Here is a 15,110-nt window from a genome sequence, read left to right as displayed (position 1 = left end):
CTGTGATTAATCACTTAGTATTGGCCGGAACGATAACTCGTTCTAAGCGTTTTGAAAGTCCAAGCGGGATACCTCATAAGGTCATCACGTTAGAGCACAAAACACAGCGGTATGAAGACCAAATGTTACGTAACGTTTATTGTCTCATCCAAGTCATATTAAGTGGCCAACGCTTTAATAGCGTTACAGAAGAATTAAAAGCAGGCGTGCAGGTCCAAGTTGAAGGGTTTATCTCTATGCAGCAAGGACGAAATGGCCAAAATAAATTGGTTATGCATGCCGAAAATGTCGAATTGAAAACTTAGGAGACTGTCAACATGGCACGTTATTTCCGTCGTCGCAAGTTCTGTCGTTTCACCTCTGAAGGTGTTGCAGAAATTGATTACAAAGATATCGTTACTTTAAAAAACTACGTAACAGAAAGCGGTAAGATTGTTCCTAGCCGTATCACTGGTACTAGTGCTAAATATCAACGCCAACTAGCTCGCGCGATTAAGCGTGCTCGTTATCTTTCTCTACTGCCATACACTGATTTACATCAGTAATCGCAGTATTAAATCAGAGGAATTAGATAATGAACGTTATTCTGCTTGATAAAATCGCTAACCTTGGAAACCTAGGTGACCAAGTTTCAGTTAAAGCTGGTTACGCACGTAACTTCCTTTTGCCACAAGGCAAAGCTGTGATCGCAAACGACGAAAACGTTAAAGTTTTCGAAGCACGTCGCGCTGAATTAGAAGCTAAATTAGCTGCTGAATTAGGTGTTTGTGCTGCGCGCGCTGAAAAGCTTGCTGCATTAGAAGCTGTTGTTATCGCTTCTAAAGCTGGTGACGAAGGTAAACTATTCGGTTCAGTTGGTACTCGTGACATCGCTGATGCAGTAACTGCTGCTGGTGTTGAGCTTGCTAAAGCTGAAGTACGTCTACCTTTAGGTGCTTTACGCACTTTAGGTGACTTCGAAGTTGAAGTTCAACTTCACACTGAAGTTAAAGCTGTTGTTAAAGTTTCTGTTGTTTCAGAAGACTAATAACAATTTGCTTTAAAGAAAACACCGCCAATTGGCGGTGTTTTTTTATGTCAAAAAAGGCATAAAAAGCACGAGGGGGAGTTCCTCGTGCAGTTTAATAAGAAAGTGTATTTTTAAAGGTTAGAACTTCACACTTGCACTGAACTCAACATAACGTGGTGTTTGATAACCAGTAATTGTGCCAAAATCAGTATCTATTGTACCTGGACTATTTAGCTCATAGGTTTCCACTTGACGAGTTGTTGCCGACGAGTCGAATACGTTATAAATATTCGCTTTTAGCAAAACGTCTAACTCAGACACTTGAATCATATATGACGCCGATAAGTCTAAACGGTAAACCCAGTCGGTACGACCATCGCTTCCTCTAGGATTAAAATCATACGAAGTACCATCAGAGTTTAACGTGTAGTAAGTATCACCATATGTTGGTTGTCCGTTTGGATGCCCAACACCAAACTTATTCAATGGACGCCCAGACTCAACAGTAAAGTTTGCGCCCACGGTAAAGTCGTCGGTAATGGCATATGCACCATATATTTTAAACATATGACGACGGTCATTAGGCAAGTAACCATCAGCCCCATCCATTAGCTCAGGAAAGTCGAAGTCTTGTGTTAAACCCGCATCATCCTGCGCATTATCTGATTTAACTAAGCCTTCAGTATTGCCATAACTTTGTGACCAAGTATAAGTCGCACTCATACTCCAATCGTCAGTCCACGCACGATTTAAGGTCAAGTCGACAGCGTTGTAAGTTCTTTCTGCCTCAGGATAGCCTAGCTCGGAACCAGGTATTGTGACCGTTTTGTCTAGGGTGTGCTCAGCATCACAATCAGAATCAACTGCAACAGTCATATCTTCGCCAGGGTTGCCTAATACATATCCGCCCCCACCTGGGTGTGAACAACCGTATTTAGCTTCTGTCCAATGACTGATAGTCATATCATCGATAGCACCATTTAGCTTACGTTGCGTCCCTTTTATGCCCCATGACCAGTCTTCGTTTAGCATGGCTTGATAGCCAATAATAATTTCATCTTGATACATAGGGTCTAGATCTTGATCAACAATACCCGCTGTATCAGGAACGGTGCCGTCAGCTAAGTATTCGTCATCACCGATTTGTGCTCCTAAATTCGGAGTAGGGACTTGAATACCATTTATTTCTTGGTCAGTGGTGCCTTCTAGCACGTAATATTTACGAACATCATATTCGTTACCCGCTAAACGAACGTTAGTATTACTAGCTACAGGTAAGAAGTAGCGACCGACGTTAGCAAATAATTTTGATTCACCATCACCGTTGATATCCCAAGAAGCGCCTAAGCGTGGCGCAAACATGTCATCAATTTTCACAAAACTCTCACCTTCAGAGTTTTTATTGTTGAATGAATCCCAGCGAAGACCGAGTGAGAGGGTAATATCATCGGTAACTGTCCAAGTATCTTCAATATATAGTGCTGATGAATTTACTTCGAAGTCACCACCGACAGTTCGCTCCCTTGAACGAGCATATTCGGTTACGCCATCAGGTACTATGCCGCCGTTTGGAAGTTCTGTTCCTGGTGCCGTGTCGTAATAGAACCAATACACTCCATCTGGTCCTGAGTAGTATTGATTACTGCTTGAGGTATTGATTTCTTGATCGTAACCGAAGTTAATGACGTGATTGTCCGAAACAAACCATTCAAAATCTGCACGGAACTCTTCACGCTTGTCACTGCCTTCTTCTTGGAAATAGTCGGCGGCAGAAGCACAGCCACGTGATACTTTAGGGGCAGATGCCCTGCGGTCATAAATAAGGTTACAGTCTTCGGCGATGTTGCTTGAAGATGTTAGGTTATATTCATTGACACCATAAAGTAATCTCGCACTAAACGAGTCGGTTAATTGCCCTGTATAAGCAAATACATAGTTATCACCACCAGATTTGTCGATGCTAACAGACGTCTGATCGCCGACTTTTTTGTTTTCGTAGTCATATAAATGGTTACTTGATTCATCGTCAGACTCATCCGAGAAACCTGTAAATTCAAGCGTGTGGTTTTCGGCAATATTCCAATCAAGTTTTAGCCCCCAGAATGGGTTATCTGATTTAACTGAAGAAAAGGTTGTTCCTCTGTCAGCTACATATTCTTCTTTCTCTGAACGAGGTTGGTACATCGCATAGAAAAACAGCTTATCTTGAATAATTGGACCCGATGCATATACATTACCTTCAACATTGTCATAGTAGTCTTCAGCATTATAGTTGTAGATGTCACCGTTCATGTCGTAACTGTTCGGAGAGTCAGATCTAAGTGCGTCAGGGCGGTATCGAATATTGCCGCCAAACTCCCAGTTATTTGAACCGCGCTTTGTTACTGCGTTAACAACACCACCGGTTGAGCGACCGAACTCTGCTCCATAACCACCTGTCTTGACTTCAAATTGCTCGTAAAAATCAAACGGTACATTTGAGAAGCCGAGTCCATTACGGAAGTTTGTGACATTTAAACCATTAATAAAAAATGCGTTTTCAGCTACAGATGCGCCACCGAAAGAGGCAAAGTTACCAAATCGGCCGTCACCCCGCGTTGTACCTGGTGCAAGAAGCGCGACACTGGTAATGTCTTTAGGTAATGGTAGGCGTTCAATTTCAACTTGTCCGATAACCATAGTCGCTTCGGACGACGTTGTATCTATTGATGCGATACGGCTTGAGCCTGTTACTTTTAGGCGCTCCATTCCTTCAGGATCAAGGGAAGCTTCAACATTGGAGTTACTACCGATTGCTACATTGACATTCTCAATCACTTCATCTGCATACCCATCAGCAGAAATTGTGATCGTGTATGCACCAATTGGGAGACGTGGGATCCGATATTTACCATTTGAATCAGACTGGATGGTTCTTGTTAAGCCTGTATCTTGGTTTTTAATTATGATACTAGCGCCAGATACCGCTTGACTGGTTTCTGATGTAACAGAACCTTGAATAGAACCATCGGTATTACTTGCTGCTAGAACTGGCGTACTGATTGTAAATAAGGTGGAAATAGACATTGCGATAAGCGAGCGCTTAAATGTCTTGTTTTTCATTGTCATCCTGACTTTTCCTTATAATGATTAAATTACTTTTAATCCTTGGTTAAAAAGCCACCGAATAGGTGGTCTTTTATTTTTTATATTAAATGTTACAAGAAGTAAACAAATTGTTATAAGGATGTTCTGGAGTTGGCTTGTATAAATAAATTAATGGTTTATCTTCAAAAACGTTTTTTTGTAGCGCCAGCTTGGGTTTGAGGCATAAAAAATGGCGCAGTAAATGCACCATTTTTTAATTTGTTGATTTTATTAATTTCTTACGAGTTCTAGTTCATTTATTAAGTTTTGCGCATTATCCACTTTATCCATCATCCAGAGGATGTAGCGGAAATCAACATGCACAGCACGGGTAATGGTTGGATTGAAGAACCAATCTTTGGTGATTGCTTCGTAGGTTGAATCAAAGTTAAGACCAACCAGTTCGCCTTTACCGTTAAATACTGGTGAGCCTGAATTACCGCCAGTAGTATCAACACTTGATAAGAAGTTAACAGGCACTGAGTTAAATTCTTCCGGCTTATCTAAACAAGAGAACAAGCTGCATATCCAAGAGCGAGGGTCTTGATAAACTGAAGCCACAGTGTGTTTACCGTAATCATTTGTTGCAATGGCATCCAATAATTTTTTCGGTGCATTAAATGGCTCTTCACCCGTATGCTTACCTACAATCCCTTCAAGGCGTGTGAATGGTTGTTTGTAAAGTGCATCACGAGATTGATAACCATCGACCATACCGTAGGTGATACGCAATGTTCTGTTCGCATCTGGGTATACTGGCCAGTCATTTGCCTTGTAATAAGCAATCACAGCTTTCATATACTCAGGACGAGCGGTAGACAGTTTTCCTTTTAATGTCTTTTCGGCTTTTTCCTGCGCCATATTGGTGTCATGAAGGGCGACGGCTAAGCGGATAAATGGGTCGGCACTGGTTTCAAATGCTTCGGCATCCTTTTCCATCCACGCTAAGCGCTTTTCTTTATCGGTGAGACCAGTTAAAGCGTAATAACCATCAAGTTTATCTGATAACTCCTGTGCATCAGAGATTTGGTTTAATGCATTATCCAAAATTTCGACGCGTTGGTTTTGCCCCATATATGCATTTAAATCTTGGAGCCAAAGTGTTTTATCAACCGACACATCAAAGCTGCGCTCAAGACGCTTTAAGTTCGCAGCAAACATTTTCATGTCACGTTCTTGGAAACCTTGTTCACGTTCGGCATCAGGAAGCTGCTTTTCTTTAGCGAGTCGGTATAACTTCTTAGCGGCAGACAATAACGCACTAGATTGTGCATTATTAAAATAATAATCAGTTTGAACTTGCGTTTGCTGCTCGGCTAATAAAGATTCTAATTCAGTGATGAGATTTTGATTAGCTTGAGTATCCTTTTTTAGCCAAGCTAAAAAGTCATCTTCACGAGTTTGTTTAATACCAACAATATCGGTTGCTTTAAAGCCATCAAGTAAACCGTTAAGCTTTTTCATTCGGTTTGCCATTGATGCTAAATTGCCCGCATATTTGATGGCGATAGCGTTATCTGTCGCAGCCATGCTGTTAATGGTATCAATCTGTAACTGATAACGTTTTGCATAGGTTGGGTACATCCAATCACTAGCAAATTCAAGCTCACTTGTTAGGCGATAACGACTTGTTGCACCAGGGTAACCTGCTGCAAACACACCATCACCTGCTTTTACGCCGTCAGCATTAATCTTAAGGTAGCTTTTTGGCTCAAAAGGAACATTGTCTTCTGAATATACGGCTGGTTTTCCATCTTTACCGACGTAAGCACGCAAAAAGGTAAAATCGCCAGAATGGCGTGGGTATTCGTAGTTATCAATATCGCCACCAAATGCCCCAACACTTTCTGGTGGTGCATACACAAGGCGCACATCGCGGATGATAAGTTGTTTAATCAAATAGTATTCTAAACCATTGTGGAAACTACTTACCGAACAGCGATAGTTTTCATCGGTTTCACACTCTTTAATTAATGCTTTACGGTTTGACTGAATATCTTGATAGCGAGTTAATGGATCTGCACTTAAATTGGCATTTACGCTTTTAGTTACATCCGTAACGGCTTCGGTAATGTATAATCGCTCGTTGGGGCCAGCTGAAGGTTCTTCTGCTTTAGTGTTAGCAAGAAAACCTTCTTCAAGGTAGTTGTGCTCAGTTTTACTGTTATATTGTATTGCTCTATAAGCACAATGATGATTGGTAACAACTAGCCCTTGGGGAGAGACGAAACTGGCGGTACAATAGCCTAGACCGACGACAGCATTCATTGGATATTGTGTTAAGTCTGCAAGCTGTTTTGCAGGAATTTCGATGCCGCGTTGTGCTAATTTATCTGCAATAGAAGGCATTTGATAGGGTTGCCATTGGCCTTCATCGGCTTGAGCTAACCCAGAAGACAGCACAAGGGCTGCAACGAGTGCAATACGCATGTTCTTTCCTTATATTATTATTGTTTATCCGCATTAGCGGTTGATGTCTCATGTATTGATATATGCGACATGTTTGCATGACCTCGGTGTTATACCATATTTTACAAACAGGTTGGGAATTGGGAGTTTTAATGTCACAAAAAGGTGTTTTTAAGGCAAAAGAAAGGTTAAAAGACGCTCAAGTCGATGCGCTTAAATTGCCGCCGCATTCCATTGAAGCTGAGCAATCAGTTTTAGGTGGCTTAATGCTGGATGCCGATGCTTGGGATCGTGTTGCTGAAGCGATTGTGGCTGAAGATTTTTACTCCCGCTCTCACCGCATGATTTATGCGGCAATGAGCCGTTTGGTTGAAACCGGCCAACCGATCGATTTAATTACTGTATCTGAGCGATTAGAAGTTGAAGATCAACTTGAAGATGCTGGTGGTTTTGCTTACTTAGGTGAAATTGCCAAAAACACGCCAAGTGCAGGTAATATTTTATCTTACGCTGATATCGTTCGTGAACGTGCTGTTGTCAGGGACATGATTGGCGTTGCACACGAAATTGCTGATGCAGGCTATAACCCCGAAGGCCGCAATTCAAGTGACTTATTGGATTTAGCAGAAACCAAAGTATTTAAAATTGCTGAGTCTCGCGCTAATGCTAATGAAGGCCCTGAAGGAATTAAATCAATCCTTGAGAAAACCGTTGATAAAATTGAGCAGTTATATAACAACCCTCAAAACGGTGTGACAGGAGTTTCGAGTGGCTTTAGTGACCTAGATAAAATGACAGCGGGTTTCCAATCTGGCGATTTGGTGATTGTCGCTGCGCGTCCATCGATGGGTAAAACGACCTTTGCGATGAACTTGTGTGAACAAGCGGCGATGAACGAAGATAAACCTGTACTGATTTTCAGCTTAGAAATGCCGTCAGAACAAATCATGATGCGTATGTTGGCGTCATTAGGTCGAGTCGACCAAACGAAAATCCGTACCGGACAATTGGATGATGAAGATTGGGCACGTGTATCATCGACCATGGGCATAATGCTTGAGCAAGGTAAAATGTATATTGATGATGGCTCTGGTCTCACTCCTACAGAGGTTCGCAGTCGTGCACGCCGAATAGCTCGCGAGTATGGTGGTTTATCTATGATCATGATCGATTACTTGCAGTTAATGCAGGTGCCGTCATTAAAAGATAACCGTACCTTAGAGATTGCCGAAATTTCCCGGTCGCTGAAATCGTTAGCCAAAGAATTAGAGATCCCTGTGATTGCATTATCGCAGCTTAACCGCTCGTTGGAGCAACGTGCCGATAAGCGACCTGTTAACTCAGATTTACGTGAATCAGGATCGATTGAGCAAGATGCGGATTTGATCATGTTTATTTATCGTGATGAAGTGTATAACGATGATTCTGAACAAAAAGGTGTCGCAGAAATTATTATCGGTAAACAGCGTAACGGCCCAATTGGTCGTGTGCCTTTGACCTTCCAAGGCCAGTTTTCACGCTTTGATAATTATTCTGGCACTCAGATATTTGATGAAGATTAAAGCTGCCTAAGTCAGCTTAATGACCGCCAAATAACCTGTAATATTCAAGCCTCTGTTATAATTAACAGAGGCTAATTTTTTGAATGCTGTTAGGTAATGAGTAACATATAACTACAGCAAAATAAGGCTAAGTATTTGAAACCTTTTCCACGCGCAGAAATCAGTCGTCAAGCGCTACAGAATAACCTCACTCGGCTGCGAGAAATTGCGCCGAATAGTAAGGTCATGGCTGTTGTTAAAGCCAATGGTTATGGACATGGTTTATTAAATGTCGCCCAATGTGTTGATAATGCTGATGGGTTTGGCTTAGCAAGGCTGGAAGAGGCGCTACAACTTCGCGCTGGCGGCGTGAGTGCGAAATTATTACTGTTAGAGGGGTGTTTTCGCCAATCAGATCTTCCTTTGCTGGTAGAGCATCAAATTGATACGGTTGTGCATCACGAGTCTCAGTTAGAAATGTTAGAACAGTCGTCCTTATCTAAGCCGATTACTGTGTGGATGAAAGTGGACACAGGTATGCACCGTTTAGGCTTTGATTTAGAGCAATTTAACGAGATATATCAACGTCTGCTTACTTGTCCTAATGTGGCTAAGCCAATTCACTTAATGACACATTTTGCCTGCGCTGATGAACCCGATAATGCATTAACACAACGTCAAATTGATGCGTTTGAGCAGCTGATTAAAGGCTTACCTGGTGATGTAACTTTGGCGAATTCTGCTGCTACATTGTTCTGGCCGCACAGCCAGTGCGACTGGATTAGACCTGGCATTGCATTATATGGTGTTTCACCTGTTTTCGGTGACAAAGGCACCCATCATGGACTTACACCTGCCATGGAATTAGTGTCTAACCTGATTGCTGTCAGGGAACATAAAGCCGGAGAAAGTGTTGGTTATGGCGCCCATTGGACCGCTGATAATGATACTCGGCTTGGCGTTGTTGCCATTGGTTATGGTGATGGATATCCACGCAATGCTCCAGAAGGCACCCCAGTTTGGTTAAATGGTCGTAGAGTACCGATCGTTGGTCGTGTATCTATGGATATGCTGACAGTGGATTTAGGTAAAGATGCTACAGATAAGGTTGGCGATCTTGTTCAGTTATGGGGCAAGGCGCTTGCCGTTGAAGAAGTTGCGGAGCACATAGGCACCATTGCTTATGAGCTTGTGACTAAACTGACTCCCAGGGTTGTAGTAGATTTACAGCAATAACATTTGTCAGTAATTTTCGTTGTGAAACTAGATGTTGCAGGTTAATTAAGTCAATAGTTAGCCTGTATTAGAAGGAAAATTAGGTGCAGTTGTATAAATCTGTAGTATTGATTTATTGCCTTTTATTAAGCGTAAATAGTGTGGCTCAAGCAAGCTCTGTGATCTCACAGAGTAGCGATATTGAAACACCCAATATACAAACATTGGCGTCAGAAGGGGCCACTGTATCTGTAGAGTTGCCTCATGATGAAGCGGCTAGAGATACTGAAGACGCGAATCAAACGGCTCAAAAACAGTCTGAACCACAATCAAATCATCAATATGATCCTGAGTTTGTCGCTGTTCCTATTGTTTTTTCAACAGAAACCCTTAGCACTACATTTGGCGCTGCAGGATTAGTAAAGCATGCTGGCCAAGCGCAAGCAGTCGCTTTAGGCATTGGCCTATACTCTGCAAATGACAGCTGGTTAACTTATGCTGGATTTTATAATTATCAATTACCTAAACTTGATCAATGGCTGTTTAGTGCTGAGGTATTTCGTGGTCACTATGAACAAGGAATTTACTACTTACCACAAGCACCACAGGCTAATGATAGTGAGCGAATAATCAGTGTTGGTGATGAAGGTTTTTCAAAACTACATATTAAATATGTCCTGCCTATTGCTGGTGGCAAAAATGGCGCAGCAGCCTCGTTAGCGAGAAAGAAAAATGCAGTGAGCTGGAATCCATTAGAATCTGGTGTCACAAGCATTAGTTTAACTCCCTTTAACAAATATCGTGAGTTAGAGGCCTTGGATTACTTACCTGATGAAGCCAGAGGCTTTGAGTTGTCGCTTAACTGGGATAACCGTGATTCAGCTAATAATAGTAGCCAAGGTGGTGAGAGTAATTTAACCATTACCCGTGGTAGCGATATAAATGATGACCCAAATTGGTTGATGTGGGAATTTGAGCAAAGTGCATTTTTGTCACTTGGGAGCAATGCTTGGTTTGAAGATCACGTATTAGCTACCAATGTTTATATTGCCGATACGCCAACTTGGAATGATATTGACAATAGTACACAAGAATTTAAGCGTCCGCCGAGTTTTGCTGGCGTCTCCTTGGGTGGTTTTGATCGACTTAGAGGCTACGACTCAAAGCAATTTACTGGCCGTAGTGCAGTTAATTATGCTTTAGAATATCGCATCACTCCTCGCTGGCAGCCCCTGCAGAATCTACCTGTGTTTAATTTGTATAACGTACCTTGGTGGCAATGGGCGTTATTGTTAGAAGCGGGTAATGTCAGTGACGAGTTCAGCTTCGATTCTCTCCATGAAGAGATGAAAACGGCTTATGGTGCGAGTATTCGATTTGAAGTTGAAAGTATCGTTATTCGTACCGACTTTGTCACTGGTGGCGATGAAAGCCAGTTTTGGGTCATGGTTAATCAGCCCTTTTAATTCAACTACTAATTTTATTACTGAAACGATCTTGCTTTAGCTTCTGTCATTAACGCTTTGATTAGTTATGATTTAAGTTACAGATATTGCGGGAAAGGTATACGATTTACACTCAATTAGTTTCTAATTTAAATGCTTATTGAGTTCTTTATTTAAGGACTCAATAAGCATTGTTTATAATACCTGTGTCAGGATAAAAATAAGAAAAAGGCGGGAATGAACACGCCTAAACTCATCAATAAAATGGATTTTGGCTTGGCTGGACCGTGCTTCCCTTTGACCATAAACAAGGCTGACAGTGCCAAAAATATCAACATGCCAGCAAACAAGTCAGAGAAATACACCCATGCATTGCGTGTTTCATTCAAGTGCAACTTGTTCAATGCCTGAAGGATCACTCTAGGCTCAATATCTTGATAGCTCACCTGATGATGTCGCCTATCCCAAAACAGTGTATCGCCATCATCGAGAAAAACTTCAAACTGATTTTTATTCTGCCAAAAGCTGGACTTTACCGTTTGTGTTAATCCAAAACTGTTCTGCATTCGTTGAATAATTTGTTGATCGTCAAGTGCTAACCAGTCACTGTCATCAACCTGCTTAGTCTGCTTCTCTACAGCATAATTAGGGTTCCAATCGGCAATATGATTAACCGCAATACCTGATACCGCAAAGATGATAGAAAAACCGATGCAAAAATACCCTATATCACGATGTAAGTTTCGATTAAGACGATACCAATTAATACCTTTAAACCATTTAATCAAGGATACTGACTCCTGTCGGTACCAGTTGATACATAGTCATTGGCTCGGTCACTGATGCAGGATCGAATGCTTCGCCAGCTTCTTTAGCATAATGCGCTTTAATCTCACGAGTTTGCTCAAGATCGTATCGAAGCGCCTGTAGTTTTCCAGTCGCTAACGCTTTTTTACCACGAGCAGTTAATGGAAATACCATTTCGCCGTCTTTTACTTTTATTCGCAATGTTTGAAATCGCTTGTCAGAGGCAATGGTCATCCAACAACCACGGTGCTCACATACTCCGACAATGGTTCCTTCAATAGTAACCGTGTTTTCAAGGTAATCCTCTGGCGAGTCCATCAAGGTCGATACTGGTACTAGGTAGTCTCTATTCACACCTTCACCAAAGTCTGTTGCAGCCTGCGCAGTACCGACTAAGGTGCTGAAGAAAATTGCTGCGGCAATCATTTTTTTTGCTTTCATGTTTTGTCCTACTGTTATGTCTTGGTCGTTTATTAAAATCAATAACTCGGCCACTGTTATATTGAGTGGCCGACGTATCATCTATAATTTTTTTCCTCCGGGCATATCGATGAAGGTTAATCGATGTGGTAATGGGAAGATTTGTTTCGCTAGTACTTCTAAGCCTTCAAGGGTTACCTGTTCGTGTAATTGTCCAGACCGCTTGATATAGCTAGCATTTTTATAACGTTTGTCAGATAAAATAAGTCTTCTCAGCCAAGTGTTAGCATTGTTATTACGGCTTTTTTCTGCAAAATAGATATCTTCCACAATACGTTGTAAATCTTGTTCGGCAATAGCGGAAGACAGGTTGTTAAGCACTTCATTCGTCGCAGTAAGTAATTCATCAGCACGCTCTGGTGCGCAAGTGTAATGCACTTCGGTTTCTACTCTGTTCTGCTGAGGATCTAAGCGCATTTCAAATTTGATAGAATAAATGCCGCCGAGTTCTTGTCTGAGTTTTTTCTTAAGCATTTTTTTCGCAATAGGTGTCAGCGTTGATACTAAGAATGCATTTTCGGGGGTCCACTGCATCGGTAAATACCCGTACTGACTAATCTCGGCTTTTTGCTGGTCATGGCTTTGAATATACTCAACACGGTTAGCTGGAAGTTGCATGCTGCTGTTGTTATCCAAACTCGCTTTACGGCTAATATTCGCCAATGAGTGACTCATTTGCTGTTCTAAATCAGTTTGCGATAATTCCCCAATGATATAGAAGGTGGCTGGTTGCGATAAGATAGTTTTGGCTTGCTCTTCAATTTTTGCTTGGTTTAAGGCATCAACGTCAACTTGGTTAATGTCATCAAACGTTGATTCACCAAAACGTTGTTGATTGACAAATTGCGATTTTGGTTGAATTCGGTTTGCCTGTTCAACAACGTCATTTTTAACTGACTCCCAGGCACCTTTATCAATACCTGTACTCATTCGTAAATGATATAACTGCATTAAGGTTGCTAATTGATCGGGTGCTATAACAGCAGCTAAATCCAGCTCATTGGCTTTAAATTCCCATTGCCAATGTGGATTATCCACTTGCCATTGTTGCCACTCAGTTTCACTCCATTGCGCTAAACCACTCTGTTGCCACAACTGTATACTGGTTTGAGCAAGCCACGCTGGTATCGCGTTGTTTTGAAAACCTACTTGAGTTAACGCTTTGATATACAGTTTATTATCAGAGGTAGGTTTGTTAAGCCACAACAGTTGGTCACCATTGCTTAGCTGGTATTTTCTTAAGGTTAATGTTTGCTGTTGATATTGCCACTGCTCAGATTCAAGTGGAGACCAACTACCAGGTTTTGAGGTCACTTTTGGCAGATTAGGTGTCGTTACTTCTGAGACCGAGGCTGTATTGATGGCTTGGGCTGCTTTGGGTTTGACATCGGCTAGCAACACACTTTTTTCAAGAGTATTGATATTTGCTTGGATATCAGCCTGCAATTGACGAACTTCTGCAGTTGTTGGTAGTGTGATTTGTTGATCGCCACCAGCTTGGAAGTATAAAAAGTTGTCTTCAGTATCAAGTATTTCACGCATGCGTGCGTTAAGCTCTTCAAAGGTCATCTTATTCAACCATTGATGAGTGCGCTCGCTACGTGCAACTGGCGACTCTAACAAGCTGCCTTGTACAAACGCTTCAGTAATTTTATCTTCCCAAGCGGCAAAATCACGATGCTTTGCGGCTTTAATATTGCGGCTATTAATCTCTTTTGCTTTGTCTCGTATTTGGATAAATTCTTGCTTATCTAAACCATCTCGGTATAGCCGAGCCAATTCAGTTGCTACAACTTTGAGGCCTAATTCATGATTATGAGTGCGAGAGGCAATAGCAACAATCAGACGGTTATTTGTTGGCTCTTTGACAGTAAGGCTAAGGCTTTCAATATCATCAGAATCAACTAATGATTTATTTCGTCGTATTTGATTTCTCATCATTTTACGTAAGAAGTAATTTTGTAAATACGTGTACTGACCTTGCTCTGTTGTACGGTCAGGCATTGGCATACGCAATCCATAAACCACCATGGAAGTGCTACCTTTAGGATGCTGCACTTTATCTATATATAGCTTAGGCGATAAAGGCAAAGCCACATAGTCGCGTTTAGGCTGTGGTTTTGATGGTAAAAGGCCAAACGAATGCTGAATAGCGTGCTCAGTTTTTGCGACATCGAGATAACCAGAGATGACTAATTTCATATTACTCGCGACATAAAATGTGTTGTAGAAATCTCTTAGCTCACTGATATCGGCTTGTTTAATTGATTCATAAGTACCAATAGTAGGGCGATCAACATAACGGGAGTTATTTCTTACAACCGCTTTTTTTAGCTGGTTAACTTCATCAGCTAGCCCATTTCCCTGACGCCACTCTTCAACAATTACCCCTCGTTCTCGCTGCCAATCAGCTGCATCTAAGGTGGCGTAGCCTGCAAGTTGTGACATTAATGCAAGTGATCCTTGCATATCTAATGCATCATTTGGCCGAGTTCGGATCATGTATTGAGTTTCAGTTTGACGAGTCATTGCGTTAACTTGCAAACCTGTTTTCCACCCCAGTTTTTCGAGATAGTTGTGAATCCCTTCTGGGTGGTTCTGAGTTTTATGAAACACCATATGCTCAAGCATATGCGCAACACCTGCGCGTTGTTTTTCGTCTACGGAGCCTGCGTTAACAATCAAGCGTATATTAAAAGGATCAGTTTTTTTATCACTGTTGTAGATAACGTACTGGAGTCCATTGTCTAACTTGCCCGTAGTCAAAGCGGGATCCCATTGGTATTGGGCTGAACAAGTAACGCTTATGAAGACAACAATACAAGCGATAAGACGAGCACAGCTCGTCAGCATTTTTCTGTATTCATTCATTGAGTGCACATTAGGAGAAAGTTATGTTCGCATCACGAACTAGTTAAAAAAGATCCAGACATATCGTTGATAATATTTACATCGTGTTTATGCGTGATTGTTATCAATTAAATCTGGAATACAAAATATTAATTAGGCTATTTAATTTAATAACCGTAAGTTAGGTTTAGGGTGTTCAGCGTATTGGTAAACTAAATAGCTTACCAA

11 protein-coding genes are annotated in these 15,110 nt (G+C 41.5%); 6 read left to right on the top strand and 5 right to left on the bottom strand.

Annotated elements, in window-relative coordinates; translation table 11 throughout:
- Positions 1-2: 2 nt before the first annotated feature.
- The 3 genes from priB to rplI are packed head-to-tail and all read left to right on the top strand — an operon-like array spanning position 3 to position 1,027.
- Positions 3-305 (top strand): primosomal replication protein N, encoded by a 303-nt coding sequence (gene priB / locus AN944_RS04760; protein ID WP_055023455.1) that lies wholly within the window; start codon positions 3-5, stop codon positions 303-305.
- A gap of 12 nt (positions 306-317) precedes the next feature.
- The gene (gene rpsR / locus AN944_RS04755) at positions 318-545 is read left to right on the top strand and encodes a 30S ribosomal protein S18 (protein ID WP_055023454.1); all 228 of its coding nucleotides are present in this window, start codon (positions 318-320) and stop codon (positions 543-545) included.
- 29 nt (positions 546-574) lie between these two features.
- Positions 575-1,027 (top strand): 50S ribosomal protein L9, encoded by a 453-nt coding sequence (rplI, locus tag AN944_RS04750; protein ID WP_055023453.1) that lies wholly within the window; start codon positions 575-577, stop codon positions 1,025-1,027.
- Positions 1,028-1,147: 120 nt separating this feature from the next.
- Here the strand turns inward: rplI and AN944_RS04745 are convergent, their stop codons facing one another.
- Both AN944_RS04745 and AN944_RS04740 read right to left on the bottom strand, forming a co-directional pair.
- Positions 1,148-4,111: a TonB-dependent receptor gene (locus AN944_RS04745; protein ID WP_160319078.1), complete on the bottom strand. Its 2,964-nt coding sequence runs from the start codon at positions 4,109-4,111 to the stop codon at positions 1,148-1,150.
- Positions 4,112-4,366: 255 nt separating this feature from the next.
- Positions 4,367-6,565, bottom strand: coding sequence for a S46 family peptidase (locus tag AN944_RS04740; RefSeq protein WP_055023451.1), 2,199 nt, complete (start codon positions 6,563-6,565; stop codon positions 4,367-4,369).
- A 131-nt stretch (positions 6,566-6,696) separates the two neighbouring features.
- Between AN944_RS04740 and dnaB the strand changes: the two genes are divergently transcribed.
- The 3 genes from dnaB (at position 6,697) to AN944_RS04725 (ending at position 10,766) form a co-directional block, all read left to right on the top strand.
- Entirely contained in the window at positions 6,697-8,106 is a 1,410-nt protein-coding gene (gene dnaB, locus AN944_RS04735) for a replicative DNA helicase (RefSeq protein WP_055023450.1), read from the top strand.
- Between the two features lie 135 nt (positions 8,107-8,241).
- Complete coding sequence (alr, locus tag AN944_RS04730) at positions 8,242-9,321, top strand: alanine racemase (RefSeq protein WP_055023449.1); 1,080 nt, start codon at positions 8,242-8,244, stop codon at positions 9,319-9,321.
- Positions 9,322-9,404: 83 nt separating this feature from the next.
- Positions 9,405-10,766, top strand: a complete 1,362-nt coding sequence (locus AN944_RS04725) for a hypothetical protein (protein ID WP_055023448.1) — start codon at positions 9,405-9,407, stop codon at positions 10,764-10,766.
- Between the two features lie 188 nt (positions 10,767-10,954).
- On the opposite strand, the gene AN944_RS04720 is transcribed toward AN944_RS04725, so the two are convergent.
- The 3 genes from AN944_RS04720 to AN944_RS04710 all read right to left on the bottom strand — a co-directional run bounded on the left by AN944_RS04720 (position 10,955) and on the right by AN944_RS04710 (position 14,903).
- Positions 10,955-11,533, bottom strand: a complete 579-nt coding sequence (locus tag AN944_RS04720; protein ID WP_225442106.1) for a PepSY-associated TM helix domain-containing protein — start codon at positions 11,531-11,533, stop codon at positions 10,955-10,957.
- On the bottom strand, positions 11,526-11,993 hold the full coding sequence (locus AN944_RS04715) for a DUF4920 domain-containing protein (protein WP_055023447.1): 468 nt from the start codon (positions 11,991-11,993) through the stop codon (positions 11,526-11,528). Before AN944_RS04715 ends, AN944_RS04720 begins: the two co-directional genes overlap by 8 nt.
- A gap of 81 nt (positions 11,994-12,074) precedes the next feature.
- Positions 12,075-14,903 (bottom strand): M16 family metallopeptidase, encoded by a 2,829-nt coding sequence (locus tag AN944_RS04710; RefSeq protein WP_055023446.1) that lies wholly within the window; start codon positions 14,901-14,903, stop codon positions 12,075-12,077.
- Between the last annotated feature and the right edge of the window lie 207 nt (positions 14,904-15,110).

The sequence above is a fragment of the Shewanella sp. P1-14-1 genome, assembly GCF_001401775.1.
Classification (GTDB): domain Bacteria; phylum Pseudomonadota; class Gammaproteobacteria; order Enterobacterales; family Shewanellaceae; genus Shewanella; species Shewanella japonica.
Note: the sequence above shows the minus strand (reverse complement) of the source record. Positions and strands in the feature narration are given on the sequence as shown.

Coding starts and splice junctions, on each gene's coding strand:
- AN944_RS04715 (WP_055023447.1), bottom strand. CDS start 11,993: ATGAAAGCAAAAAAAATGATTGCCGCAGCAATTTTCTTCAGCACCTTA.
- AN944_RS04740 (WP_055023451.1), bottom strand. CDS start 6,565: ATGCGTATTGCACTCGTTGCAGCCCTTGTGCTGTCTTCTGGGTTAGCT.
- dnaB (WP_055023450.1), top strand. CDS start 6,697: ATGTCACAAAAAGGTGTTTTTAAGGCAAAAGAAAGGTTAAAAGACGCT.
- AN944_RS04745 (WP_160319078.1), bottom strand. CDS start 4,111: ATGAAAAACAAGACATTTAAGCGCTCGCTTATCGCAATGTCTATTTCC.
- rplI (WP_055023453.1), top strand. CDS start 575: ATGAACGTTATTCTGCTTGATAAAATCGCTAACCTTGGAAACCTAGGT.
- rpsR (WP_055023454.1), top strand. CDS start 318: ATGGCACGTTATTTCCGTCGTCGCAAGTTCTGTCGTTTCACCTCTGAA.
- AN944_RS04710 (WP_055023446.1), bottom strand. CDS start 14,903: ATGAATGAATACAGAAAAATGCTGACGAGCTGTGCTCGTCTTATCGCT.